General features: G+C 39.4%; 22 protein-coding genes. 12 read left to right on the top strand and 10 right to left on the bottom strand.

Going from position 1 to position 24,981, the window contains the following annotated elements:
* Positions 1–3: 3 nt before the first annotated feature.
* The 7 genes from FTU75_RS15850 to FTU75_RS15820 are packed head-to-tail and all read left to right on the top strand — an operon-like array spanning position 4 to position 6,638.
* The gene (locus FTU75_RS15850) at positions 4–1,020 is read left to right on the top strand and encodes an ELM1/GtrOC1 family putative glycosyltransferase (RefSeq protein WP_180116402.1); all 1,017 of its coding nucleotides are present in this window, start codon (positions 4–6) and stop codon (positions 1,018–1,020) included.
* Entirely contained in the window at positions 1,017–2,081 is a 1,065-nt protein-coding gene (locus FTU75_RS15845) for a glycosyltransferase family 4 protein (RefSeq protein WP_180116401.1), read from the top strand. The genes FTU75_RS15850 and FTU75_RS15845 overlap by 4 nt, the downstream gene beginning before the upstream one ends.
* 30 nt (positions 2,082–2,111) lie before the next feature.
* Positions 2,112–3,170 carry a dTDP-glucose 4,6-dehydratase gene (gene rfbB / locus FTU75_RS15840; protein ID WP_180116400.1) on the top strand — a complete coding sequence of 353 codons (1,059 nt, stop codon included), beginning with the start codon at positions 2,112–2,114 and terminating at the stop codon, positions 3,168–3,170.
* Positions 3,170–4,051: a glucose-1-phosphate thymidylyltransferase RfbA gene (rfbA, locus tag FTU75_RS15835; protein ID WP_180116399.1), complete on the top strand. Its 882-nt coding sequence runs from the start codon at positions 3,170–3,172 to the stop codon at positions 4,049–4,051. The genes rfbB and rfbA overlap by 1 nt, the downstream gene beginning before the upstream one ends.
* Positions 4,048–5,148, top strand: a complete 1,101-nt coding sequence (locus tag FTU75_RS15830) for a DegT/DnrJ/EryC1/StrS aminotransferase family protein (RefSeq protein WP_180116398.1) — start codon at positions 4,048–4,050, stop codon at positions 5,146–5,148. The genes rfbA and FTU75_RS15830 overlap by 4 nt, the downstream gene beginning before the upstream one ends.
* A gap of 1 nt (position 5,149) precedes the next feature.
* Positions 5,150–5,719 carry an acyltransferase gene (locus FTU75_RS15825; protein WP_180116397.1) on the top strand — a complete coding sequence of 190 codons (570 nt, stop codon included), beginning with the start codon at positions 5,150–5,152 and terminating at the stop codon, positions 5,717–5,719.
* 1 nt (position 5,720) lies between these two features.
* Positions 5,721–6,638 carry a glycosyltransferase gene (locus FTU75_RS15820; RefSeq protein WP_131261831.1) on the top strand — a complete coding sequence of 306 codons (918 nt, stop codon included), beginning with the start codon at positions 5,721–5,723 and terminating at the stop codon, positions 6,636–6,638.
* 5 nt (positions 6,639–6,643) lie between these two features.
* Here the strand turns inward: FTU75_RS15820 and FTU75_RS15815 are convergent, their stop codons facing one another.
* The 5 genes from FTU75_RS15815 to FTU75_RS15795 form a co-directional block, all read right to left on the bottom strand.
* Positions 6,644–7,732 carry a glycosyltransferase gene (locus FTU75_RS15815; protein WP_180116396.1) on the bottom strand — a complete coding sequence of 363 codons (1,089 nt, stop codon included), beginning with the start codon at positions 7,730–7,732 and terminating at the stop codon, positions 6,644–6,646.
* Between the two features lie 77 nt (positions 7,733–7,809).
* A complete protein-coding gene (locus tag FTU75_RS15810; RefSeq protein ID WP_111885360.1) occupies positions 7,810–8,028 on the bottom strand; it encodes a hypothetical protein in 219 nt (72 codons plus the stop codon).
* Between the two features lie 125 nt (positions 8,029–8,153).
* Complete coding sequence (locus tag FTU75_RS15805; protein WP_180116395.1) at positions 8,154–9,020, bottom strand: lysophospholipid acyltransferase family protein; 867 nt, start codon at positions 9,018–9,020, stop codon at positions 8,154–8,156.
* A gap of 300 nt (positions 9,021–9,320) precedes the next feature.
* Positions 9,321–11,105, bottom strand: a complete 1,785-nt coding sequence (gene aspS, locus FTU75_RS15800; protein WP_180116394.1) for an aspartate--tRNA ligase — start codon at positions 11,103–11,105, stop codon at positions 9,321–9,323.
* A 160-nt stretch (positions 11,106–11,265) separates the two neighbouring features.
* Positions 11,266–12,045, bottom strand: coding sequence for a DUF4184 family protein (locus FTU75_RS15795; RefSeq protein ID WP_180116393.1), 780 nt, complete (start codon positions 12,043–12,045; stop codon positions 11,266–11,268).
* 146 nt (positions 12,046–12,191) lie between these two features.
* On the opposite strand from FTU75_RS15795, the gene znuD reads away from it, so the two are divergent.
* Both znuD and FTU75_RS15785 read left to right on the top strand, forming a co-directional pair.
* Positions 12,192–14,276, top strand: a complete 2,085-nt coding sequence (gene znuD, locus FTU75_RS15790) for a zinc piracy TonB-dependent receptor ZnuD (RefSeq protein ID WP_180116392.1) — start codon at positions 12,192–12,194, stop codon at positions 14,274–14,276.
* A gap of 109 nt (positions 14,277–14,385) precedes the next feature.
* A complete protein-coding gene (locus FTU75_RS15785; RefSeq protein WP_180116391.1) occupies positions 14,386–15,852 on the top strand; it encodes a phospholipase D family protein in 1,467 nt (488 codons plus the stop codon).
* An 87-nt stretch (positions 15,853–15,939) separates the two neighbouring features.
* Here FTU75_RS15785 and FTU75_RS15780 read toward each other — a convergent pair whose 3' ends face one another.
* Positions 15,940–16,398, bottom strand: coding sequence for a hypothetical protein (locus FTU75_RS15780; protein WP_180063987.1), 459 nt, complete (start codon positions 16,396–16,398; stop codon positions 15,940–15,942).
* Positions 16,399–16,581: 183 nt separating this feature from the next.
* Here FTU75_RS15780 and FTU75_RS15775 point away from each other — a divergent pair, with 183 nt between their 5' ends.
* Entirely contained in the window at positions 16,582–17,046 is a 465-nt protein-coding gene (locus FTU75_RS15775; protein WP_373685883.1) for an RcnB family protein, read from the top strand.
* Between the two features lie 47 nt (positions 17,047–17,093).
* Here FTU75_RS15775 and FTU75_RS15770 read toward each other — a convergent pair whose 3' ends face one another.
* Complete coding sequence (locus FTU75_RS15770) at positions 17,094–17,591, bottom strand: phosphate-starvation-inducible protein PsiE (RefSeq protein ID WP_180026737.1); 498 nt, start codon at positions 17,589–17,591, stop codon at positions 17,094–17,096.
* Positions 17,592–17,761: 170 nt separating this feature from the next.
* On the opposite strand from FTU75_RS15770, the gene FTU75_RS15765 reads away from it, so the two are divergent.
* Complete coding sequence (locus tag FTU75_RS15765) at positions 17,762–18,397, top strand: FMN-binding negative transcriptional regulator (protein ID WP_180116390.1); 636 nt, start codon at positions 17,762–17,764, stop codon at positions 18,395–18,397.
* 44 nt (positions 18,398–18,441) lie between these two features.
* Here the strand turns inward: FTU75_RS15765 and FTU75_RS15760 are convergent, their stop codons facing one another.
* The 3 genes from FTU75_RS15760 to FTU75_RS15750 all read right to left on the bottom strand — a co-directional run bounded on the left by FTU75_RS15760 (position 18,442) and on the right by FTU75_RS15750 (position 23,166).
* Entirely contained in the window at positions 18,442–20,223 is a 1,782-nt protein-coding gene (locus tag FTU75_RS15760) for an acyl-CoA dehydrogenase C-terminal domain-containing protein (protein ID WP_078194153.1), read from the bottom strand.
* Positions 20,224–20,416: 193 nt separating this feature from the next.
* Complete coding sequence (locus FTU75_RS15755) at positions 20,417–22,219, bottom strand: acyl-CoA dehydrogenase C-terminal domain-containing protein (RefSeq protein WP_078194152.1); 1,803 nt, start codon at positions 22,217–22,219, stop codon at positions 20,417–20,419.
* A 317-nt stretch (positions 22,220–22,536) separates the two neighbouring features.
* Positions 22,537–23,166, bottom strand: a complete 630-nt coding sequence (locus tag FTU75_RS15750) for a hypothetical protein (RefSeq protein ID WP_180116389.1) — start codon at positions 23,164–23,166, stop codon at positions 22,537–22,539.
* Positions 23,167–23,301: 135 nt separating this feature from the next.
* Here FTU75_RS15750 and baeS point away from each other — a divergent pair, with 135 nt between their 5' ends.
* Complete coding sequence (gene baeS, locus FTU75_RS15745) at positions 23,302–24,972, top strand: sensor histidine kinase efflux regulator BaeS (protein WP_180116388.1); 1,671 nt, start codon at positions 23,302–23,304, stop codon at positions 24,970–24,972.
* Positions 24,973–24,981: the final 9 nt, after the last annotated feature.

Below are 24,981 nucleotides of genomic sequence, written 5' to 3'. Positions count from 1 at the left end.
AAAATGAAACAAAAGAAAATAGTATGGGTGGTTAGTGATGGCATACCTGGACATTTTAATCAGTCCAAAGGGGTGCTTTTTGCATTAGAAATACTATTTGATTTGGATGTTTATTGGATCGATTTAAAACTGAGAAATAGTTATTTACGTCGACTATTAGCATTTATATTAAATTTGAATATTCCAAAGCTATCAAAAATTAAATATTTTTATAGACTTTCTTTACTACCTAATAATCAGCCAGATATCGTGATTGGAGCTGGTGGGAATGTATCTTATGCTGTGGCTTGGTTGGCTAGAGCAAAATGTGCTAAAAATATTTTCTGTGGATCTTTGAGGCATTTAAAAAAAGATTTATTCGATGTCGTATTGGTTTTAGAGCCAAATATGCTTCCCCCTTTTATAAGTTTAACAGTATCTGCAATGCCTTTAAGTCAAAGAATTTTATCGCTTGCATCAAAAAACTGGGTAAAAGAGCATTCAGATATACAATGTGTCGTTTGGACTATGTTAGTTGGAGGAGATGGGGCTGGAGCTAAATATACGATATCAGATTGGGAAAATTTAGCTAAGCGAATGAATTTGCTGGCCGAGCAAAATAATATTTCTTGGTTTGTTAGTACTTCTAGGCGTACAGGTGTAGAGGCAGAAAGAGCTTTAAAAGGAATATTAAAACCTGAATATATCATAGATACTGTATGGTGGAGTGAGCAACCTCGTCAAGTTTTACATGCCTTTTTAGGTTTAAGTGAGAGGGTATATTGTGGAGCGGATTCTATGTCTATGATGATGGAGAGTCTAGCTGCTCAAAGAAAGTTGGTAGTTTATCATCCAGAATGCTTTAAACCAGATACTAAATTTCAAGGAGTTTTAACACATTTGCAGAAGAAAAGTTTTATCCAACTAATTCCAATTTCTGAAGTTGATAGAGCTAGTGGTGTTTTAGAAAAGTTGAAAGTATTAGATTATGAGCCAAGTGAAAAGTTGGCAGAGTTGCTTAACGAAAGGTTATTTTCTTGAAAAAATTAAAAATAGTTCACACAGTTTATGGAGATGCTTCAGGTGGGCGTTGGCAAGCAATGCTGAACACTTTTGATGCATTAGAAAGTAAGGGGTATGAAGATATTTTGGTATATGGTGATGAAAATAAAAAGTTAAAATCTGAAAATTATCCAAAGTTTCTTCTTAATAGCTCAGGATTTTATGACCTAATTGCTGCAGTAAAACTCGCTTTATGGCTACGTTCTTATCGTCCTGATGTTGTGATTGCTCATAGTGGACGTGCTGTTTACTTATTTAAAAATGCGATGTTTTTTTCACAAATCAAATGCCCTGTTATTGCGATGAATCATAGTCATAATGTGAAAAGGACATTACGCGCAGATGGATTTATTCATATTACTCCTTATGTAGCCCAGTGTGTTGCTGATGCTGCAAAAAAGAAGGGTGTGGATTTGAGAAAAAAACCACAAGCGGTTATTCCAAATTTAATACATTTGCCAGATGATGAACCTTCTTTTGCTAAAAAACTTGGGGAACCTGTGGGCTTAGGGATTATGACGCGCTTGGTTGAATATAAGGGTACACACATAGCAATTTCTGCGGTGGAGCAATTAAAGCAAAAAGGATACATGGTCAAGTTGTTGATTGCAGGGGATGGTGAACAGAAAGAGTTTTTATTTCAGCAAGTTAAAGATTTGAATTTGGAGAGTGAAGTAGAGTTTTTAGGCTGGATTAGCGGAGAACAAAAAAGAAAATTTTATAAAGATATTGATATTGCACTTGTTCCTACAATGAATGATACCCAACCATTGGCTATATTAGATGCTTTTGCTTGGGGGAAACCTGTTGTTGCGAGTGATCATATTAGTGTCCAGCAAATTATTCGACAAGGTGAAAATGGTTTGATGACAAAATGCGGAGATATTCAAGATCTAGTTGATAATTTAATTATTTTGATTGAATCCCCAGAGCAAATTAGTAGAATTGCACAGGTTGGACATCAAGATGCTGAAAATGAATATCAATTTTGCAAAGTTGCGGATAAGCTGATCGATTTTCTTGATTCTGTATATATTTAATAATGGCATTATGGTTTATTTGGGTTGGTTATGAAAATTTTAGTTACTGGCGGTGCAGGATTTATTGGTTCAGCTGTTATCCGTCATATTATTCAAAATACCAATAACCAAGTTCTGAATATAGATAAACTGACTTATGCGGGTAATTTAGAATCGTTAAAAGAAATTGATCAACACTCGAACTATGAGTTCAAACAAATTGATATTTGTGATACCGAGCAAATTACAGCTGCAATAGATGCATTTCAGCCTAATGCAATTATGCATTTAGCCGCAGAGTCGCATGTAGACCGCTCAATTGATGGCCCAGCAGCATTTATTCAAACCAACATTGTGGGAACTTATACTTTATTAGAAGTTGCTCGAAAGTATTGGATGGGGCTTGACGTTGAAGCTCAACAAAACTTTCGCTTTCATCATATTTCAACAGATGAAGTCTATGGTGATTTAGAAGACACAACCGATTTGTTTATTGAAACAACTTCATACGCGCCAAGCTCTCCATATTCTGCCTCTAAAGCCAGTTCGGATCATTTAGTACGTGCTTGGCACAGAACTTATGGTTTACCTGTCATTGTGACCAATTGCTCAAATAATTATGGGCCTTACCATTTTCCAGAAAAATTAATTCCATTGGTGATCTTAAATGCACTGGATGCTAAACCTTTGCCTGTATATGGTAATGGTCAACAAATTCGGGATTGGTTGTTTGTAGAAGATCATGCACGCGCTTTATATAAAGTGGTGACTGAGGGTGTAGTGGGTGAAACCTACAATATTGGTGGGCATAATGAAAAGCAGAATATTGAAGTAGTCAAAACTATTTGTAAAATTTTGAATGAGCTAAAACCACAGGTAAATGGTCAAACCTATGAATCACTGATTACATTTGTAAAAGACCGCCCTGGGCATGATTTACGCTATGCGATTGATGCTACAAAAATTCAAAATGAATTAGGTTGGACACCTACAGAAACTTTTGAAACTGGAATTCGTAAAACGGTGCAATGGTATTTAAATAATTTAGATTGGTGTCATCGAGTGCAAGATGGCAGTTACCAACGCGAAAGATTAGGTGTAAATTCATAATGTCAAATACAACAAAAGGTATTATTTTAGCGGGCGGTTCAGGTACACGTTTATATCCGATTACCAAAGGTGTATCTAAGCAATTATTGCCTATTTATGACAAGCCAATGGTGTATTACCCACTTTCAGTGCTTATGCTTGCAGGTATTTGTGAAGTACTCATTATTAGTACTCCTGAAGATATTGATGGTTTTAAGCGTTTGTTGGGTGATGGTGCTCAATTTGGTATTCAGCTTGAATATGCAGTCCAACCTAGTCCAGACGGTTTAGCGCAAGCATTTATAATTGGTGAAAGCTTTATTAGGGATAGTAATGTTTGCTTAGTGCTTGGCGACAATATTTTTTATGGTCAAGGTTTTACTCCAATGCTACGTCAAGCCGTTGCACGTCAAAAAGGTGCAACGGTATTTGGCTATCAGGTGAAAGACCCTGAGCGTTTTGGTGTGGTTGAATTTGATGAGCAGAAACGAGCAATTTCTTTAGAAGAAAAACCTAAACAACCTAAATCCCACTTTGCGGTCACAGGTCTATATTTTTATGACAATGATGTGATTCAAATTGCGAAACAAGTGAAGCCTTCTGAACGTGGAGAATTAGAAATTACCACAGTTAATCAGATGTATTTAGAGCGCGGTGATCTAAATGTGGAATTGCTCGGACGTGGTTTTGCATGGTTAGATACAGGTACACATTCAAGTTTACTGGAGGCAGCACAGTTTGTAGAAACCATTGAAAAACGTCAGGGTTATAAAGTGGCGTGTTTGGAAGAAATTGCCTTGAATAATGGTTGGCTGAGCAAAGAACAAGTTTTAGAAATTGGTCAAAGCATGAGTAAAAATGATTATGGGCAATATCTAATTTCTTTGGTGAATGAGATATGAGTCAAGAGTCAATTTATGTCACTCAACCTGTTTTACCTGAGCTTGCAGAATTTATTCCTTATTTAGAACAAATTTGGAAAAATAAAATTTTAACCAACTGTGGACCATTACATCAGCAGTTGGAAAAAGAGCTTTGTGAGTATTTGGGCGTTGATTATATTTCATTATTTAATAATGGAACAATTGCGTTAGTAACAGCACTACAGGCGCTAGGGCTTGAGCAAGGTGAAGTGATTACGACGCCATATACTTTTGTTGCTACGGCTCACTCGATAGTTTGGAATAAACTCACTCCAGTCTTTGTTGATATTGATCCGCAAACATCTAATATTGATCCAGTAAAAGTTGAGCAAGCCATAACTGATAAGACAGTCGCGATTTTACCTGTACATTGTTATGGCATCCCTTGTGATGTGGAAGTACTACAAAATATTGCTACTAAGCATAATTTAAAATTAATCTATGATGCAGCACATGCTTTTGGAGTGAGATATCAAGGACAGAGCCTATTAAATTATGGAGATTTAAGTGTAATGAGCTTTCATGCTACAAAAGTATTTAATACTTTTGAGGGGGGGGCTATTGTTTGTCACAGTGTTGAAATGAAACAACGCATTGACCGTTTAAAGAATTTTGGTATTGTGAATGAAAGTATAATAGATGATATTTCTTTAAATGGTAAATTGAGTGAAGTACATGCTGCACTAGGTTTACTACAATTAAAATCTATTGATAGCACATTATTAGCACGAAAAAAAATAGATGAAATGTATCGTAATGGACTTGCAGGTATATCAGGGATTTACTGTATTAAACGTCCAAGTTTAGAAAAAGATAATTACTCTTATTTTCCAATCGTTATTTCTAAGCCGTATCCGCTTAGACGTGATGAATTGTTTGAAAAACTAAAGCTTAATGGGATTTTTGCAAGAAAATATTTTTATCCGATAATGACTGATTTGGCTATTTATAAGGAATATCAATCAGACACTCCTGAAGCGAAACGCTTATCAGAGGGAGTGCTTTGCTTGCCGCTATATCCAAATCTTAGCCTAGATTCAGTACAGAAAATTATTGATTTAATTAAGGACAATTAAGATGGCTTTTTTAACAGAAGAGCAAATTAAAGCCATGGGCTTTCATCACGTAGGTGAAAATTGCTTACTTTCAGATAAGGCCTCTTATTATAATTGTAAAAATATTAGTATTGGTAGCAATACTCGTATAGATGATTTTTCAGTACTATCTGCCGGGAATGGTGGTATAGAAATTGGTGAGTATGTCCATCTTGCGATTGGTGTGAGTCTCATTGGGGCTGGGAAAATTTCAGTTCAAGATTTTGCAGGACTTTCATCTCGGGTTTCGGTCTATAGTAGTAATGATGATTATAGTGGTCAGTTTATGACGAATCCTATGGTGCCTAGTCAATACACAAATGTGACGAGTTCAGATGTAATAATTGGAAAGCATGTAATTGTTGGGTCTGGAAGTGTGATTTTGCCTGGTGTGACTTTAGAAACAGGTGTTGCTGTTGGTGCATTAAGTTTAGTAAATAAAAATTGTTCAGAGTTTGGTATTTATATCGGGACTCCTGTAAAACGAATTAAAGAGAGAAAAAGAGATTTACTTGAGTTAGAAATAAAACTAAAAAATGAGGGATCTATTTAGTATGAATATATTGGTTTCAGTCTGTATTGTTACCTATAATCAAGAAAGATTTGTAGAGCAGACTTTACAAAGTATTCTGAATCAAAATACAAATTTTCAGTATGAAGTTATTATTGGAGATGATTGCTCTACTGATTCAACTAGAAAAATAATAGAAGATTTTTTACTAAAATATCCCGATATTATAGTTCCAGTTTTTCATGAGAAAAATATTGGTCCTTTAGAAAATCTTAAGGCGGTGTATAGAAAAGCGAAAGGTAAATACATTTATCATCTCGATGGGGATGACTTGGCTCTTCCGGTTAAATTGCAACGGCAATTTGATGTCATGGAATCCAATCCAGATTGCGTCATCTGTACTCATGATATGCGATATATTGATGCTGAAGGAAATAAGGTACGAGAATGGACCCATCAAAAGGGTAAATTCGATTTAAATTATTTATATCTAAATTTACCTTTTTTTGCACATTCATCAAAAATGTTCCGAAATGATTTTATGTTTGATTATTTTGATGAATTGCACCCTCAAGCATTAGATATTGAAATACATATTGAGCAGGCCAAAAAAGGATTAATTTATCATTTAGATGAAGAGTTGGGGGCATACCGTGTAGATGTTGGAATTAGTACTATTGGAAAAAAGATTAACCCAATTTTACCTATGGGTATAATGAGAGTATATGATAAGAAATTAGTGGAAGAAAATGATTTATATAAACTTGAACAATTAAGAAAAACTTATTCTAAGTATACGCTGCAATATGCCCGCCAATTTCATCAAACTGGAAGTGATTATGACTTATATTGTGAGTTGGTTAAAAAATCTCTATCTATAAGATATTACACCATCAGACAATTAAAATATTTTATTCTAACCCTTTTGCCAAAGTCAGTATACTTGATGAAAAGCAAATAAAATTTTTAATCACATAATTGAAGAATTTTTTTCTGCATATTGTCCATACACACTTTATCTATACATTCTTGGTTATATTTATAAGGATTTTGCACACATTTTTCTAATGCAGAACTAAGAGCTCTAATATTTTGTTTAGGAACTAATCCAAATTTTGCAGTATCTGTAGTAAATAAATCGGTAATACCTGCTGAAGAGTCATAACTAACAATTGGAACGCCAAGAGCAATTGCCTCTGCTAGAGTAACAGGGCTGCCTTCGTATAAAGATGACATTACTAGGCATTTACTTTGAAGCATAAGTTCTTGTGGATCATCAACCCATCCTAAGAAGTTAACTCTATCAGCAATACCTAACTCTTTACTTAACTTTTCAAGTTTTTTACGTTCTGAACCATCACCAACGATTGCCATTCTACCGTCTGTGTCAGACATAGCGAAAGCTTTGATTGCATGATCAACTTGTTTAATTGGTACTAATCTTCCAACAAAAATGACGTCCCATTTTTTATCTGTAGATGAATATTGATTTAGATATTGAGATGGAACCGTTACACCATTGGCAATAGTTTTGACTGAGCTTGGGTTAGCATATCTTTTAGCTTTATTTTCTAGATCACGGTTAACAGTGATTAAATTTCGATTGTGAAATAATTTAGAAAATTTTCTTTTATTTTTGAAAAAACGTAGGTGTTCTTTCATTTGCTTCAAGGGGTTATTAAATTTTCGAACTTCTAAAAGATCACCATGAATCCAGTGCCATACATTCCCTTTTAAATAAGGTGCCAACCAATGTCCGTTATTATATCCAGTAATAATGAGATCAAAACTGTATTTTAGTAATTCATTTATTTGGTGTACTTCAGATTCAGTTAGTTTTTTATTTTTCCATATTTTTCCATGAGCAAAAGAAATTTGGATTTTAAGGTCTACATATTTAATAATTTTTGAACAAGAGTAATAATTTGATTTGCCATTTAAAACTGCGAGATGAATATCATGCCCATTACTAGCTAAATACTCTGCTAATTTGAGTGTAATTTTCTCTGCACCGCCACAGCCAAGATGGTCAACAATAAATAAAATTTTATGCATGATAAAGCAATAAGCAATCTAACTATTTTTTAGTATACCAGCCATACATAAAATACTGAATCTTAGTGTTTATTAAATTATTCTTTATCCGCATTACCTTTCAACACCATATAAATCAAACCGACAAAGATTAATAATGCACCTGCAAGGCTGCTGACACAGAATAAAACAATACGGTTATAGGTGGTTAAGTTAAATAATTCGTTGGCTAAAATGTAGCGCATGAACAACCATTGTACGACAGAAAAAACAATCAACACGATTGCACGACGACGGACTTCAGGACGCATAGCCATAGGAGAATCACTTAAAGTGGAAATTGAGGCTATTATGCCACTGTCGATAATCGATCTCAATTGAATAAGATTAATTCAAGCCTGTGGAACACAACTCTAAAGGTTGAGATGTTCTTAGATCACCTTTATTTGCGGTATATATTGATATTGCCAAAGCAGACCCGAAAGCGTTTATAAGACCAGATATACTGTTCTGGTGCTTGGTTAATGATGTCTTGCATGGCAATGTTGAGCGTGTCGACAGAACATTGTAAGTCTTTAGATAAAATCTCGTCTGATAAGGTTTGGCAATGTACATCAAAGTGCCTTAAGTTGGGTTGTCGGATACAACTTAAGCCGATGACATTACATTGGGTTTTTGCAGCAAGCTTTGAAACTAGCGTGATCGATAAGGTATTTTGCCCAAAAAAATTGGAATAAATGCCGCCTGAAGGCTTTGGTAAATGGTCTGGTAAAATCACCGTTAGGCCGCCTTTTTTTAAATGTTTAAAAATGGCACGGATCCCTGTTTCATCTGTCGGGACTAAGGTTGCATTGAACTTCTCTCGTGCTTCTAACAGATAACGATTGATCCCTTTATTTTTATTCGGTTTATACATAATCATCGGTTCTGTATACAAGTTCAGCCATGCATTGAGTAGTTCCCAACAGCCAAAATGCGGAACCACAACAATAACACCTTTTTTATTCGCAAGTGCTTCCGTGAGGATATTTTCACCATAAATATTTTTCAGTAAGCTCAGGCTATAACTTGGTGGCATACCCCAACATTTAATAAATTCAATATAGGTCAAGCATTGGCTGCGGATACTTTGACTGACGAGCTGTCTCTTCGCTGTCGCTGACATATCTGGGTAGGCCAGTTGAATATTGATGCTAGTGATACGTTTGATTGATGAGTTAAACAGGTTAAGAATAAACGCGATCATCAAGGCCAAGTTTTGTAACAGCCAAAGTGGCAATAGCGCGATGATTTTGAATATAAAGTACATGGATCACAAGGTCTCAAAATTTACAGCATGGAATAAAATACATTTTGCCAAGAGACCGGACTTATTCAGTGAAAAGTACAAAAAGATCTGAATCTAAAAACAAAATAATTGGAAGTGGAAAATTGAGCTGTCCATTGCTCAAAGGATATGGTGCAACATCATAACGTAGTTGAAGCGTTTTGATATTAGCAAAGTAAATCAAATCTTTAATTTATGTTTTGTAGGTTTTCCACGATCTTTTGTTGGTCGAAATAAAAAACCCTGCATAGCGCAGGGTTTTTTAACAGGTGAGACTAAATATTATTTAGCTTCTTCTGCTTTTGGTTTTTCACGTAAACGGATACCAAGGTCACGTAATTGGTTCGCTTCAACTGGCGCAGGCGCTTGAGTTAAAGGACATTCCGCAGTCTTAGTTTTCGGGAATGCAATCACGTCACGGATAGAAGATGCACCAGTCATCAACATCACTAAACGGTCAAGACCGAATGCCAAACCACCGTGAGGAGGCGCACCGAATTTCAACGCATTAAGCAAGAAGCTGAATTTCTCTTCTGCTTCTTCTTCACCAATGCCAAGCGCTTCAAAGATCGCTTTTTGCATTTCTAGGTTGAAGATACGAAGTGAACCACCACCGATTTCAGTACCGTTCAATACCATATCGTAAGCAACAGAAAGTGCAGCACCTGGGTTGTTCTTCACTTCTTCAACGCTTGATTTTGGCAGCGTGAATGGGTGGTGAACAGACGTCCATTTACCGTCATCAGTTTCTTCGAACATTGGGAAGTCAACAACCCAAAGTGGCGCCCACTCGCAAGTTGCAAGTTTCATGTCGTGACCGATTTTAATACGTAAAGCACCCATCGCATCATTTACGATTTTCGCTTTGTCCGCACCAAAGAATACGATGTCGCCATTTTCAGCACCAACGCGTTTCAATAGATCAAGTACGATAGGCTCGATAAATTTAACGATTGGAGATTGAAGACCTTCAATACCTTTTTCAAGCTCGTTGACTTTGATGTAAGCCAAACCTTTCGCGCCATAGATACCCACGAATTTAGTGTATTCGTCAATTTGGCTGCGTGGAAGCGCGCCAGCACCTGGTACGCGAAGCGCAACAATACGGCCTTTAGGATCTTTAGCAGGACCTGCGAATACTTTGAACTCAACGTCTTGCATCATGTCTGCAACGTCAACCAATTTCAAAGGAATACGTAAGTCAGGTTTATCAGATGCATAGTCACGCATTGCATCTGCATACGTCATACGTGGGAACTTGTCGAACTGAACGTTTAGAAGTTCTTTGAACATCTTAACCGTTAAACGTTCCATCAAATCCATAATGTCATCGTCACTCATGAACGATGTTTCAACGTCGATTTGTGTGAATTCAGGCTGACGGTCAGCACGTAAGTCTTCATCACGGAAACATTTCGCGATTTGGTAGTAACGATCAATACCACCCACCATCAACAACTGTTTGAATAGCTGTGGAGATTGTGGAAGCGCATAGAAGCTACCGTTAGAAACACGGCTTGGTACTAAGTAGTCACGTGCACCTTCAGGAGTCGCACGCGTTAAAATCGGTGTTTCAACGTCTAAGAAACCATTTTCTTCGAAGTAGTTACGAATTAGGTTAGTCAATTTAGAACGGAAACGAAGACGATCTAACATTTCTGGACGACGGATATCCAAGAAACGATATTTCAAACGTACTTCTTCAGAAATATTTGTGTTGTCGTCATTCAATGGGAATGGCGGAGTTTCTGAACCAGCAAGCACTTCGATTTCTTTACCAAGAACTTCGATTTGACCGCTAGTCATATTCGCGTTTTCAGTACCTGCGTAACGACGACGTACACGGCCTGTAATTTTTAATACGAATTCTGAACGTGCTTTGTCCGCAGTCACGAAAGCTTCAGGAGTATCAGGGTCAATCACTACTTGAACAAGGCCATCACGGTCGCGCATGTCAAGGAAGATTACACCACCGTGGTCACGGCGACGGTGAACCCAACCGCATAATGTAACGGTTTGGTCGATTTGGGCTTCAGTAAGTGAGCCGCAGTAATGAGTTCGCATCATAGCGTTAGAAATCCAACTATATGGGTTAAGGTCAGCGAATACGTAAACAGCGTACCGCTTTTATTCGAATAGGGGATTATGCCTCTTTTTGGCTGTTTTGTCACAAGGACTTATTGCTAAAACAGCCAAATTTACAGCAAATTTTCGGTCAATGATGGGCTTAAGCCGATGACGTTGAAAAAATATTGGTGCTCTTGCTTAAGATCAGAAATATCAGACTACCGAGGCTAAACGTGGCTAAAAATGCACGGAAAAAATAATTAATGGCTTTGCCGACATAGGCATACAAGTCATGCACAAATGCATCTGAATAAATACTGTCAGCAAAATAAAAATAACTTGCGATGCCCGCAGCTAAAGACAGGGCCGCTAAACCATATACATAGACTTTGATGGATGTGGGGACGTTTGCAGTACTTCGATAGTGAAGATGATGACGATAAATCATCCATGCCAAAACGGGGAGTGCCAAGCCAGATAATCCAATTTGCAACACGCGATGTAGGGGATATGAATGACCAAAAAATTGAATCGGTAGACTCAATAGATCCTTAAATGCAAAGGTACGAAAGTCAACATGGGTCAAGCCATCCCCAACAATATGCGTCGATGTTCCAACGATGAGTGCGAGGATGAGACTGAGCATAAACCCACAGCATTGATTGAAATTCTGTAGATTCAGCGGCTTATTTAAACCAAAAAAAGCAAATAACATCGGGCGATAGAGCACATACCACAGCACACAAAACAGCAAACCTAGGATTAAGTTTGGAAAAATTAACCCCGACCATTGATGGGATCCATTGTAGTCAGCATTAGTAAATAAACGGAATAAATCCGGCACCATGCTACCAATTGCGAGTGCTGCAATAGGCAGGCGATTTCCGCTTAATTTGGAAATAGGCGGTGCGAGTACAGCATGGGATATGGTAAAAGGCATTGAACTAAAATAAATATATGAATAAATACAATGTGGTATCGGTGAGTGTATATGATTTGGGCAGATTAGAATGTTTTTTATTGCAAAAGTAATGAAATGTTATATTATAACATTATTCAAAATTAGCCAGATTTGAGTCTCTCCAAATGTCTTTTCATAAGAATTTAATCACAATCTCAATTTTTGCAGTGATTGCACCCAATATTTATGCTGATGATCAGCAACAACAGGTACAAACTTTAGAGGCGATTAATGTTCAGGTTCATCCTTTAAATCAAAGTGCTGCAGATTTTTCGGTTGCAGATAACATTATTAAGCATAAAGATTTGGCACAAGGTGGAGTCACTATTGGTGATGCCATTGCCGGACAACCTGGAGTGTATTCAAATCAGTTTGGTGCAGGCTCAAGTCGACCTGTAATACGTGGGCAAGATGGGCCACGTGTCAAAGTGTTGGAGCATGCATCTGAAACAGCAGATGTTTCAACTTTATCCCCTGACCATGCAGTGACGGTTGATCCAATTTTAGCGAAACAAGTAGAAGTGATTCGTGGGCCATCCACTTTATTATATGCAGCTGGGACGGTTGGTGGGTTGGTGAATGTTACCGATCAAAAAATTCCAACGCAGATGCCTGAAAATGGTTTAGAGGGGCAGGTTGGGCTACGTTATAACTCAGGTAGTGACGAAAAATTATCGAGTGCAGGTGTCACTGCTGCGCTAAGAGAAAATTTTGCACTGCGAGTTGAGGGATCAAAGCGTAAAGCCAATGACTATATCGTACCCAATTATTTCCATGATCATGATGGCGAATTAGAAAAAGAACGCCGTGTCGGCAACACCTTTGCAGAAGGGCAAAATGTCAGTGTAGGTGCGTCATGGATTCATGATCGAGGTTTTGCTGGACTGTCTTATAGCAACCGTCAAGACCAATATGGCTTGCCGGGGCATAGTCATGAATATGAAAGCTGTCATCCACATGATGACCATTTACATTGTGATGGTCATGACAACCATGGGCATACCGATGAGCATGATCATTCAGCCCATGACGAACATGATCACGATCATGATGCCGCAGGCCCATGGGTCGACTTAAAGTCAGAACGCTATGATTTCCGTACCGAACTTGCGAATCCGTTTGCGGGCTTCCAAAAAATCCGTGCACATGCAAGTTATACCGATTATCAACATGATGAAATTGAAGGCGATACAGCGGCAACAACCTTTAAAAGTAAAGGTTACGATGGTCGTTTAGAGTTAGTGCATAACCCGATTGCGGATTGGGAAGGTGTGATTGGCGCACAATACAATCAGCAAAAGCTCAATATCAGTGGTGAAGAGTCATTGATGAACCCAAATAAAACCCAAAAATGGAGTGTGTTTGGTTTAGAGCATAAACAATTCGGCAATTTTCATGTCGAGTTGGGCGCCCGTGTCGATCAGCAGAAAATTCAGATCGATTCTGCACAAAAAGATTATGATGATTATGGCATCTCTTATTCAGGAGCTGTGAACTGGGCGTTTGCACCCAATTATAAATTATCCTTGGTGGGTTCTCATCAAGAGCGTTTGCCATTGGCGCAAGAGCTCTATGCAGATGGTAAGCACTTTGCGACCAATACCTATGAACGCGGAAATGAAAATCTGGATGTGGAAAAATCCAATAATCTAGAACTGGGTTTCCATTACGAAAAAGATCAGTTGGATTATCACGTTCATGTTTACCACAACTGGTATGACAACTACATTTATGCTGCAACCAAAGATAATTTTGAAAACTTCCGCTTAGTTGATTACACCCAAGACAAAGCCAAGTTCTATGGCGCGGAAGCTCAAGTGGGTTATGCCATTAATGATATGTATAAACTCAGTGTCTTTGGTGATTATGTTCGCGGCAAAATTGATGGTGAAAATGCGCCACGTGTGCCTGCAGGGCGCTTAGGAACCAAGGTCGATGTTGACTTTGCCGATGGTTGGTCAGGTCTTGCAGAATATTCACATGTATTCAAACAAGACAAAATCACTGCATTTGAGCGTGAAACAGATGGCTACAACATGGTGAATTTGGGTGTGGCCTATAGTGGTCAATTGAAAGATCAAAATGATTATCGAGTCTATTTCAAAGCCAATAATTTATTGGATGAAGATGTTTATTCTCACACGTCATTCCTGGCCAATATTCCTCAAGTCGGTCGTAATTTTACGGTCGGTCTTGAATTTGGTTTCTAATTGAATTTGCACAGACTTTTCTAAGTAAGTCTAGGTGAAGTCACAGAAATCCTCTTGAAAAATCAATGAATAAAACCTAGTCTGAGTGCATTAGACTAGGTTTTTTCTTATGCGCATCATTCAACGAATACATCACAAGCTCAATTGGTCACGTCGTCGCTATGTGGGTGTGGTCATTGGTTTATTGGTTTTAGGTTATTTGGCCTCGGCAACCTATCACACGCTAAAGCCACTCCCAGAAGGGTTGAACTACACGGGAAAACTTCGCCATGCTGAAGTGAACTTTTTAGTGGATGAAACCTATATCGATGCGCAAGGAAAGCAGCAACAGGAACATCGCATTTTTAAAGAAATGCTGAAAATGATTGAGGAAGCACAGTCGACCATTGTGTTGGATATGTTTCTCTTTAATCCTCAAGTTGGTGACTCTCAATTAAAACATGAACAATTAACACAGGAGTTGACCGATGCGCTGATTTTGAAGCGTCTACTATCTCCTCAAGTGGAAATTTTTGTGATTACTGACCCGGTCAATTCGGTCTATGGCGGCATTCAACCCGAGCATTATCGTCAATTACGACAAGGGGGCATTGAGTTAATCGAAACCAATTTGGTACCACTTCGTGCATCCAATCCAGCATGGTCAGGTTTTTGGTATATCTGTTGTCAAGATATTGGCAATAATCCTGAAAAAGGCTGGTTACCGAACCCATTGGGAACCGAGAAAGTGACGATCCGCAGTTATATGGATCTTTTCAACTTTAAAGCCAATCATCGTAAAACCTTGGTGGTCGATACCGTTGACGGTTGGAAAGGTTTAGTCACCTCTATGAATCCACATGATGGTAGCTCACGACATTCCAATGTAGCCTTAACCGTCAAAGGCATGACCGCGATTGACTTGTTAAAGACTGAGCAAGCCGTAGGTATGATGTCTAAAGCCAATATTCCATTTGTAGTGATTAAAGATGTTGAAGCCGCGAAAACTCAGCCACAGGTTCAAGTGCTGACTGAAAAAGCCATTTATGATGCCACACTCGACTTAATTGATAGTGCGAAGAAAGCTGGAACTGAAATTGATATCGCGATGTTCTACTTGTCAGAACGTAAAATTATCAAAGCACTCATTGCTGCACATGAACGTGGCGTGAAAGTTCGTGTATTACTCGATCCGAATAAGGATGCTTTTGGACGTACCAAAAATGGCATTCCAAATCGACCTGTAGCATCCGAATTACATGATGCGGGTATTGATGTACGTTGGTGTAATACCCAAGGTGAGCAGTGCCATAGCAAGATGATTTTAAAACGTACTGCTTATCAAGCCGATATGATTTTAGGTTCTGCCAATTTCACGGCGCGTAACTTGAAAAATTATAATTTAGAAACTGATTTACGCGTGATCGGTGTGAAAGATGCTCAAGTTTTTAAAGATGCATCACAGTACTTTAATATCGCTTGGTCAAATCTGGATGGTAAACAAATGAGTGTCGATTATAGTAAATATGCGGATGAATCGACCTTGAAATATGTGTTGTATCGCTTTATGGAATGGAGCGGAATATCTACTTTTTAGAATTGTCTTAATCTCCCAAATCCCTCTTTTGAAAAGAGGGACTTTCCTCCCTTTTTTAAAGGGAGGTTAGGAGGAACTTAATCAGTTTTAATTCTTCGGTACAGGATTTGGCGGAACGATTTGATCTAAATCTTTATCCGTCATTTGATCCAATTCTTTAATATCGGTTTTGATTTTCCATTTATCGGCATCATCTACTGGTTGTGGCAAACGAGCTTCTAACCAGTCACAGATGATATCTGGTGGAAAATCGGCGTGGTTACATTGAATCACCCAAGACAAGAATTGTTTTGCTTCGCCATTCATATATGGTGGCGGAGAAACCGGTAAAAATTGAGTCGGTAAGCGTTCATTTTTAGAAATATAGTTCAATACATGGCCCAATTCTTGAACAGTTTGCCATGCTAAAGGGTGATCTACATTAATTTGAAATTTAAACCACCAAGCAGTTTTACCATCGGTTCCGTACGAGTCAATCAGTTGTTCTTGAATACTTGGAACTTTAGAAAAAAATTGATGAAGTCGGTCAAAACTTAATTCAGACACAGCATTTGATCCACTACGAAATAAAATCAATCTTAGCATAATCCAATGAAAAACAGGCTAGCCTGAAGGTGCGATCAGCTTGGTCGGAAAATTAACAAATTCTTGCACTTGATGGATTTTTATCCATTTTTTCTCCTACAATGGAATTTATACTGAGCGTATAAACCGTCGAGGAGAGCTTAAGTGAAAACCACATTATTCTATGCGATTGCAGGTGTGATGCTGATCAGTGCTTCAGCCAGTACTTTTGCGGAAAACAAATGGGCAAATTACCAAGGTGTAGATACATCAAAACCACAACACCGTCCACCGTCGATGAATCGGCCTGGCTATCCGCAGCATGCGCCGAATTATCCTCAACATTATCCTCAGTATCCAAGTCGTCCGCCGGTTTATCCGCAATATCCAAATCGACCTTATCCGCAGTATCCAAAAAGTGGCATTAGTATTCAATACAATGCGCCGACCACCATTACTCAAAATTCGCAGAGCTATAGTTGGGTGAATGGTGATCCTGCCAGCGCGAGTATTTCGAGTTCAACCTATACCTTTATCAGCGATTGGAAACGGATTGGTTTACCAGCACCCCCAAGTGGCATGTATTGGATCTTTGAAAATGGTCGCTATGTATTAGTGCCGAATCGGTAATTTAATCTCCCCAAACCCCTCCTTAAAAAAGAGGGGCTTTAATAAGACTAAGCTAACTCATCATCTTGCGGACGTGGGGTTTTTCCTTCAGGCAGTGGCTTCTCGGAATGCTTATCTCGAATAACCGAAGGATATGTCCAAGAGGCATAGCGCACAATCAAAATGGCCACAGCAAGGATGAGGATCGAACCTGTAGTAATGACCAAGCCCATATCCGCTTTATGGTCATGTTGAATGTCCGAAATCAGTAAACGGGTCAGGGCAGTAATAGCAATATAAATCAGGAAGCGAACAGGCATGTGGTTGGTTTTAAAATAAATACCAACCATGGCACCGAGTTCGAGGTAAATAAACAATAATAAAATATCGTCAATCGTGGCGAATTGCTTAACTGTAATAATTTCAAAAATGGTATGACCCGCAGACCATAAAATCATACAGCCGATGACAAACAGCGCAAGATAATGAAAACCTTCTACAGCAAGATTGCCAAGTCGGTCGAGGAGGGCTTCAATTTTTTCTACTTTAGGATCACGGTGTTTCATATATCTTCCTCCTGTGTAAATTGCGTGAATATTCAATCAAGAACAAGTCATTAAATACCAAGCAAATTTCATGCACATGAAGCGCATATGACAAAAATATTTTTTAGGTTCAATAAAGTCTTTAATGTTAAGTTTGAGCTTAAATTTTATCCTATAAGAATGAAGCGACGATGTATCAACCAACGCATTTTAAACAGAATGAACTCCTTGATCTGATTGATCTTATGCGTAAGCATGCTTTGGCGACAGTAATACTGACGGCACCCAATGGTGAGTTGGAAGTGAATCATTTACCACTAGAATATGACACTGAGTCAGGCGAATTGGGTATATTACGCGGTCATATTGCTAAGGCCAATCCAATGTTTGAATTGCTAAATCAGTCAGCACAAACCTATGTGATTTTTCATGCCGACGAAGCATATATTTCGCCAAATTGGTATGACGGCAAGCAGGAACATCATCGCGTTGTGCCGACATGGAATTACCGTGTGGTGCATGTCAAAGGCACAATTCGTAAAGTTGACGATGAAAAATATTTACGAGGGGTTCTGGCTCGGTTGACTCGACAACATGAAGCTAGCCAACCCGTGCCGTGGAAAATGGGCGATGCGCCTCATGATTTTATTGCTGAACAGTTAGAGAAAATTGTGGCGATTGAAGTCGATATCCAGTCGATGATCGGGAAATTTAAAGTCAGTCAAAACCGAAGTGCTGTAGATGCGATGAATGTGGCAAAAGCTTTGGAAAATGCGAATTCTGAAATGGCTAGGTCAGTCAGGAAATATTATCACTACAATGAATAAAAAAATGCCCGATAAATCGGGCATTTTTGATTTTGTACGGCTAATTAAGCTTGGTTGGTAAAGTAATCTTCAGAGAAGTTCATGATCACTTCAGAACCTGCTTTCACTTTAGCAATGCGTAAAGCCAATTCAGGCAAAATACGCTGCGTGAAGTAAAGAGTCAGTGCAAGTTTGTTTTGGTAGAACTCGCCATCTTTGTCTTTTGCTGCATCTGCAATGCGGGCAAACATATAGGCAAAGCTGAGTAAGCCTACAGCATGTAGGTAATCAACGGCTGCTGAGTTCGGGAACTCAATGTTTTCACGAGCAGCTTCAAGTACATATTGAGTCACAGCTTCAACTTCAGCTGCTGCATCTAAGGTTGCATCTTTGATGTAGTTCAAGCTGGCATCTAAGTTATTGGCAAAATCACGGATTTCTTGGATATATTCAGCAATGAATTCACCATTGCACTTAATGGTTTTACGACCAATTAAGTCTTGAGACTGAACACCGTTGGTTCCTTCGTAAATCTGTGCAATACGCAGGTCACGGATACATTGTTCCATACCCCATTCACGAATAAAGCCATGACCACCAAATACCATTTGCGCATCCAGTGTTGCTTGGAAAGCGGTATCTGTTAAATACGCTTTTGCAATTGGTGTTAACAGCGCAACACGGTTATTGGCTGCTTTGACTGCTTCTGGATCCGTAGAGAACTTGGTAATGTCCAGTTGTTGACCGACATAAACTGCAAATGCACGAGATGCTTCATTGTTGGCACGTGCATTTAGCAACATACGACGTACATCGCCGTGTACAAGGATGCTGTCTGCTGGTTTAGCAGGGGATTGCACGCCAGAAGCGCTACGGCCTTGTAAACGATCAGTCGCATATTGCGCTGCATTTTGATAAGCAAATTCAGAAGCACCTAGGCCTTGAATACCCATAGACAGACGTTCGTAGTTCATCATGACGAACATCGCTGCAAGGCCTTCATTTTCTTTACCAACCAGGTAGCCTTTCGCGCCATCAAAGTTCATCACACATGTTGCAGACGCTTTGATCCCCATTTTATGTTCAATAGAACCAGGGCCTACAGCATTACGCTCACCCAATGAACCATCTGCATTCACCAAGAATTTAGGTACGATGAAGAGTGAAATTCCGCGTGAGCCCGCAGGCGCATCAGGCGTTTTCGCTAAAACTAAGTGGATGATATTTTCAGAAAGGTCGTGGTCACCGCCAGTGATGAAGATTTTCGTACCAGTAATGTTATAAGTACCGTCTTCATTACGTTCAGCTTTAGTTTTGATAATACCTAAATCTGTACCTGCATGCGGTTCAGTTAAGCACATCGTGCCTGACCATTCGCCTGTATACATTTTTGGCAAATAAGTTTCTTTTTGCTCTTGTGATGCATAGCTGTTTAATGCCATGCCTGCACCTACAGAAAGAAGCGGGTAGAGCATGAATGATGGGTTGGTTGCAAACAGCATTTCGTCAGACAGAACAGTCAGCATTTTTGGCATGCCTTGACCGCCCCATTCTTCATCTGCGCCTAGACCAATCCAGCCACCTTCTGCATATTGTTTAAATGCTTCTTTGAAACCAGCAGGAGTCGTGACATTGCCATTGCTATAGGTTGCGCCTTCTTCATCACCTGTGCGGTTTAAAGGATGAGTGACGTTTTGCGCAAATTTTGCCATTTCTTCAAGAATGGCTTCTGCAGTAGCAGCATCAACGTGAGCAAGATTTTCGTTGTTTTGCCAGAATTGTTCTGCTTTAAAAACATCATTTAAGATGAATTTCATATCTGCAAGCGGCGCATTATAAATTGGCATGTTCGTTCACCTGTTTATTGTTTGAATCTGTGGACTTGGGGCAATTTGTATCGACATAAAGCGTGGAGAAAATTGACCAAAGTAAAATTATGGGACTATTTATAAAGAAAAAGGACTGCCAATGCTATGACCGTCCTTTCTCTATTTCTGCACTCAAGAGTACAATTTTTTGAATATGTTTTAGATATTCACATTAGAATGCAAAGTGTTCTGCATCCAATGCCATAAGAGGATCTAGGCCACCTGCGATCACTTCTACATGAGAGCGAACACGCGGTAAGATTTTCTTGAAGTAGAAACGGGCAGTCGTTACTTTTGCATTGTAGAAATCAACATCTGTTGTTCCTGCAGCTAAAGTTTCTTGTGCAACTAACGCCATACGAGCCCATAAGTAAGCAAGCGTTACATAACCAGAGAAGTACAGGTAATCGACCGCAGCAGCACCCACTTCTTCTGGGTTTTGCATTGCTTTCATACCAATCTGCATAGTTAGGTCGCCCCATTCTTTGTTTAGCGCAGCAAGCGGCTCAACAAATTCTTTCATGGCAGCGTTGTCTTTGTTAGCTTCAACAAATTTATGGATGATCTTGGTGAAGTCTTTCAACATTGCACCTTGAGTACCCAATACTTTACGGCCTAACAAGTCAATCGCTTGAATTTCAGTCGTACCTTCGTACAAGCAAGAGATACGTGTATCACGTACGATCTGCTCCATACCGTGTTCTGAAATGAAACCATGACCGCCGAATACTTGAACACCGTGTTTAGCAGACTCAGAACCTGTTTCAGTTAAGAATGCTTTAGCAATTGGTGTTAATAGAGACAAAATGTTGTCAGAGAATTTACGTTCTTCTTCCGTTGCACCTTGTTCCACGATATCGGCATGGAAAGATAATAAGTAAACCAGAGCACGACCAGCTTCAGCAAATGATTTTTGCGTAAGCAGCATGTTGCGTACTGCAGGGTGAACGATAATTGGATCTGCTTCTTTTTCAGGTGCTTTAGGGCCTGAAAGTGAACGCATTGCCAAACGGTCTTTTGCGTAAGCAAGTGCACCTTGGAAAGCGCCTTCAGAAGCTGAAAGACCTTGTACAGCAGTACCGATACGAGCAGTGTTCATGAATGTGAACATGCAGTTTAGACCGCGGTTTTCAGGGCCAATCAAGAAGCCTTTTGCGTTATCAAAGTTGATGACACAAGTCGCGTTACCATGGATACCCATTTTGTGTTCAATCGAACCACAACGTACCGCATTGCGCTCACCAATTGAGCCATCAGCATTTACATTGAATTTAGGTACGATGAATAATGAAATACCTTTCGTGCCTTTTGGTGCACCTGGAAGACGAGCAAGGACGATATGGATGATGTTTTCAGCCATGTCGTGTTCACCAGCAGAGATAAAGATTTTCTCGCCAGAAATTGCATAACTGCCATCCGCTTGCGGTTCAGCTTTAGAGCGGATGATACCTAAGTCAGAACCTGCATGAGATTCTGTTAAGCACATGGTACCAGTCCATTCACCTGAAACAAGTTTAGGAAGGTAAGTGTCTTTTTGCTCTTGAGAACCGTGGTGTTCTAAAGTACGTACAGCACCGTGAGACAGACCAGGGTACATACCCCATGCCCAGTTCGACGTACCCACCATTTCTGAAATGATGTTGCCTAAAGAAACCGGTAAGCCTTGACCGCCGTATTGCTCTTCAGCAGATAGAGATGGGAAACCGAGTTCGATATATTTTTGATACGCTTCTTTAAAACCAGTTGGTGTTGTTACAACGCCATCATTCCAAGTACAACCTTCACGGTCGCCGACTTGGTTAAGAGGAGAAAGTTCATTTTCACAGAAGTCAGCAGCAGCTTCTAGATATTGGTCAACCAACTCACGACTTACGGTGTCAGAAAATGCAGGCAGTTGTGCATAGTGATCTTCTGCTTTTAAAAGTTCATGCAGAACAAATTGCATATCACGTAAGGGCGCTTTGTATTGTGGCATATCGTTTTCCTCAATACTGGTTTCTACCAGCGTTAGTAATCCTAAATAACATTTGAACGTGTCTTCAATGACACGTATTGGAATGGTTCTAATCGTGCAACATCTTCTTATTGGGTACAAGCATTTCAGGGCGATTTGTTGGTGACTGTAAAGTCAAAGAAATATCCCTTGAAAATGCTAAGTACATTGAGTGTAAACACTTTTGGCTGAAAATGAATGACACAAATAGTCAAAAAGCGTAAAAAGATATGTCCAATAAAAAAGGCACTCCTGGGAGTGCCTTTTTTTATGCAATGATATTGCGATCTAAGTTTGGATTATTTCACTGGTGCTGGCGTCGGGGCAACAGGGGCTTTAGGTTGGAAGCGAACTTCACATTTACCGTTGATCTGCTGTTCGCCAACTTTAATCGCAACCGCGCTGCCATCGGTTTTGCCTTGGCATGCTTTCATAATCGCTTGTTGTTTGGCTTGGCGTTCCGCTAAACGCTGATCAAACTGTTTAGTCAGCTCTGCACGTTTTGCATCAGTCAGTGGCTCACCTCGTTGCATCTGACCACGTATGTTGCCACGCATTGGACGATGTTCACCACGCATAGGTTTGTGTTCACTACGTGCTTTTTTCATGTCTTTACGGTCTGCTTTGAACACCATGGTACATGTACCATCAATGTTTTTTTCGCCAGCTTTTACTTGAACAGTTGAACCTGTCGTCTTGCCATTACAAGCTTTTTGCATATCAGCAAACACTTGACGTTGCTCGGCACGCATTTGTTTAAAATGTTCACGTTGCTCAGGTGACATACGACGATCTTGATCACCATGATGTTGTTTCATCATACGGCCATGATCGTTATCTTTTGGTGCGGTTGTCGATTGACAGGCAGTTAATGCACCCATGCTCAATACGCTTGCACCGATTAAAGCCATTTTAGTCATTTGTTTCATAGTCTTTACCCCCACCAGATTAGATATTTTTCCGATGGTTAAAGATTAAATAATAAAGATGTAGAAACAATGGAGAGTTTTTTAGTTGCGTGTTCGCTACAATAATGAATATAGAAGAAAAATGAGAGTTCTCTTTTGAAAATACGTCGTATCCCGATTGCCCTACGCTTGTTTCTGACTGTGCTGTTGACGACGCTCGTCATCACAACGGTAAGTCTTGGCGTTTTGCATTGGAATATGCAGCGTAATTTCACCAAATATGTGGCCGATGTCGAGATGCAAAAGCTTGACCATGTCATTGAAAATTTAGCCGATGTGTATACGGTCTATCATGATTGGGGCAATGCGATTCAGGCACAGATTCTGCAAATTGAAGGGCAGGCAGCACCAGATGACTATGATCGTCTCTCTCGGTGGTGGTTACGTCGTCAATATGACATTGCATTGCAGCAGCGCTATTTTCAAGATCATAGTTTGAATGCAGCATCGATGCTGGCAACACCACAGCAAACGGCAGAGCAAAAAATTGAAGAGCTGAAATGGCTGGAACAAAACTTACCATCTGAGTTCCAACCCTTTGAAGGTTTAAAATTTCCTTTAAGTACGAACCAAAATGTATTCCGTCCAAAAGAGTCGAACACAGATGAAAAAGATGAAGATCAATCCTCACAAAGTAACAGTAATAATGGTGGTAAGAAACAATTTATCCAAATGCCTGACCGCTTGGGCTTGAGTTCGCGTTTATCTTTATATGATGCACATCGCCAATTTGTTGTGGGTGAGCCGACAGATGAACAAATCTCTTATCGTCCGATTATGGTGAATAATCAAATCGTGGGATATTTGGGGCTCAAACCTGTCCTCGATCAAGATGATGCGATCAGTATTAACTTCTTTAGTAAGCAAAAACGTTATTTATTATTGGTTTATGTGCTTACGTTTATTGCAAGTTTGATTGCAGCATTGTTATTGGCAACATACTTTAAAAAACCGATTCAGCGTTTGTTAATGGGAACACGTGAATTAACCAAGGGCAATTATCAACATCAAGTTGCAGTGAACCGTAATGATGAGCTTGGTGATTTATCGAATGAATTGAATCAGTTGGCCGTAATTCTCGATCAGCATGAAACGTCACGTCGTCAATGGGTGGCCGATACTTCACATGAATTGAAAACGCCATTGGCCGTGTTACAGGCTCAAATTGAGGCGATGCAGGACGGTATTCGTAAGCCAACGCCAGAGCATTTTACTTCGATGTTGAATCAAGTCAGTAGTCTGAAAAAATTGACCAAAGATTTGGCTGATTTGGCGCAAGCTGATGCACAGCAATTAAATTGTTATCTCACTACGATTAATCCGTGGGATGTCGTTGTGCAGGAGGTTGAAAGCTTTAAACCGAAGTTTGAACAAGCCGATTTGAAAATTACAGCAACGGGCGATGGCACTTCATTACAATTAGATATAGACCGTTTTAAACAGATTATGGTCAACTTATTGGGTAACAGTATTCGTTATACGGAAGCTGGTGGTGAAGTGCATGTTCATACTGAGCAAGATGAAACCCAGTGGACCGTGTATGTTGATGACAGCCCATTTGGTTTAACTGATGAACAGTTGGCACGTTTAGGTGAGCGTTTCTATCGTGTGGATGATTCACGTACGCGTGCAACTGGTGGTACAGGATTAGGATTGGCGTTATCCGTAAAAATAGCTAGAGCATTGGGCGGAGAATTGAGTTTTGATCATTCTCCATTGGGCGGTTTGCGTTGCAAATTGACATTTCCCAAACAGATGAAATATTAAAAGGAAGCA

The sequence above is a fragment of the Acinetobacter sp. YH12140 genome, assembly GCF_013418475.1.
In the GTDB taxonomy this organism is placed as follows: domain Bacteria; phylum Pseudomonadota; class Gammaproteobacteria; order Pseudomonadales; family Moraxellaceae; genus Acinetobacter; species Acinetobacter amyesii.
This window is presented reverse-complemented; position numbering and strand designations above follow the sequence as displayed.

Bases quoted from the DNA above. Each gene is read 5' to 3' on its own strand.
- FTU75_RS15850 (WP_180116402.1), top strand. From the start codon at position 4: ATGAAACAAAAGAAAATAGTATGGGTGGTTAGTGATGGCATACCTGGA.
- rfbB (WP_180116400.1), top strand. From the start codon at position 2,112: ATGAAAATTTTAGTTACTGGCGGTGCAGGATTTATTGGTTCAGCTGTT.
- rfbA (WP_180116399.1), top strand. From the start codon at position 3,170: ATGTCAAATACAACAAAAGGTATTATTTTAGCGGGCGGTTCAGGTACA.
- FTU75_RS15830 (WP_180116398.1), top strand. From the start codon at position 4,048: ATGAGTCAAGAGTCAATTTATGTCACTCAACCTGTTTTACCTGAGCTT.
- FTU75_RS15825 (WP_180116397.1), top strand. From the start codon at position 5,150: ATGGCTTTTTTAACAGAAGAGCAAATTAAAGCCATGGGCTTTCATCAC.
- FTU75_RS15820 (WP_131261831.1), top strand. From the start codon at position 5,721: ATGAATATATTGGTTTCAGTCTGTATTGTTACCTATAATCAAGAAAGA.
- FTU75_RS15815 (WP_180116396.1), bottom strand. From the start codon at position 7,732: ATGCATAAAATTTTATTTATTGTTGACCATCTTGGCTGTGGCGGTGCA.
- FTU75_RS15810 (WP_111885360.1), bottom strand. From the start codon at position 8,028: ATGGCTATGCGTCCTGAAGTCCGTCGTCGTGCAATCGTGTTGATTGTT.
- FTU75_RS15805 (WP_180116395.1), bottom strand. From the start codon at position 9,020: ATGTACTTTATATTCAAAATCATCGCGCTATTGCCACTTTGGCTGTTA.
- aspS (WP_180116394.1), bottom strand. From the start codon at position 11,105: ATGATGCGAACTCATTACTGCGGCTCACTTACTGAAGCCCAAATCGAC.
- FTU75_RS15795 (WP_180116393.1), bottom strand. From the start codon at position 12,045: ATGCCTTTTACCATATCCCATGCTGTACTCGCACCGCCTATTTCCAAA.
- znuD (WP_180116392.1), top strand. From the start codon at position 12,192: ATGTCTTTTCATAAGAATTTAATCACAATCTCAATTTTTGCAGTGATT.
- FTU75_RS15785 (WP_180116391.1), top strand. From the start codon at position 14,386: ATGCGCATCATTCAACGAATACATCACAAGCTCAATTGGTCACGTCGT.
- FTU75_RS15770 (WP_180026737.1), bottom strand. From the start codon at position 17,591: ATGAAACACCGTGATCCTAAAGTAGAAAAAATTGAAGCCCTCCTCGAC.
- FTU75_RS15765 (WP_180116390.1), top strand. From the start codon at position 17,762: ATGTATCAACCAACGCATTTTAAACAGAATGAACTCCTTGATCTGATT.
- FTU75_RS15760 (WP_078194153.1), bottom strand. From the start codon at position 20,223: ATGCCAATTTATAATGCGCCGCTTGCAGATATGAAATTCATCTTAAAT.
- FTU75_RS15755 (WP_078194152.1), bottom strand. From the start codon at position 22,219: ATGCCACAATACAAAGCGCCCTTACGTGATATGCAATTTGTTCTGCAT.
- FTU75_RS15750 (WP_180116389.1), bottom strand. From the start codon at position 23,166: ATGAAACAAATGACTAAAATGGCTTTAATCGGTGCAAGCGTATTGAGC.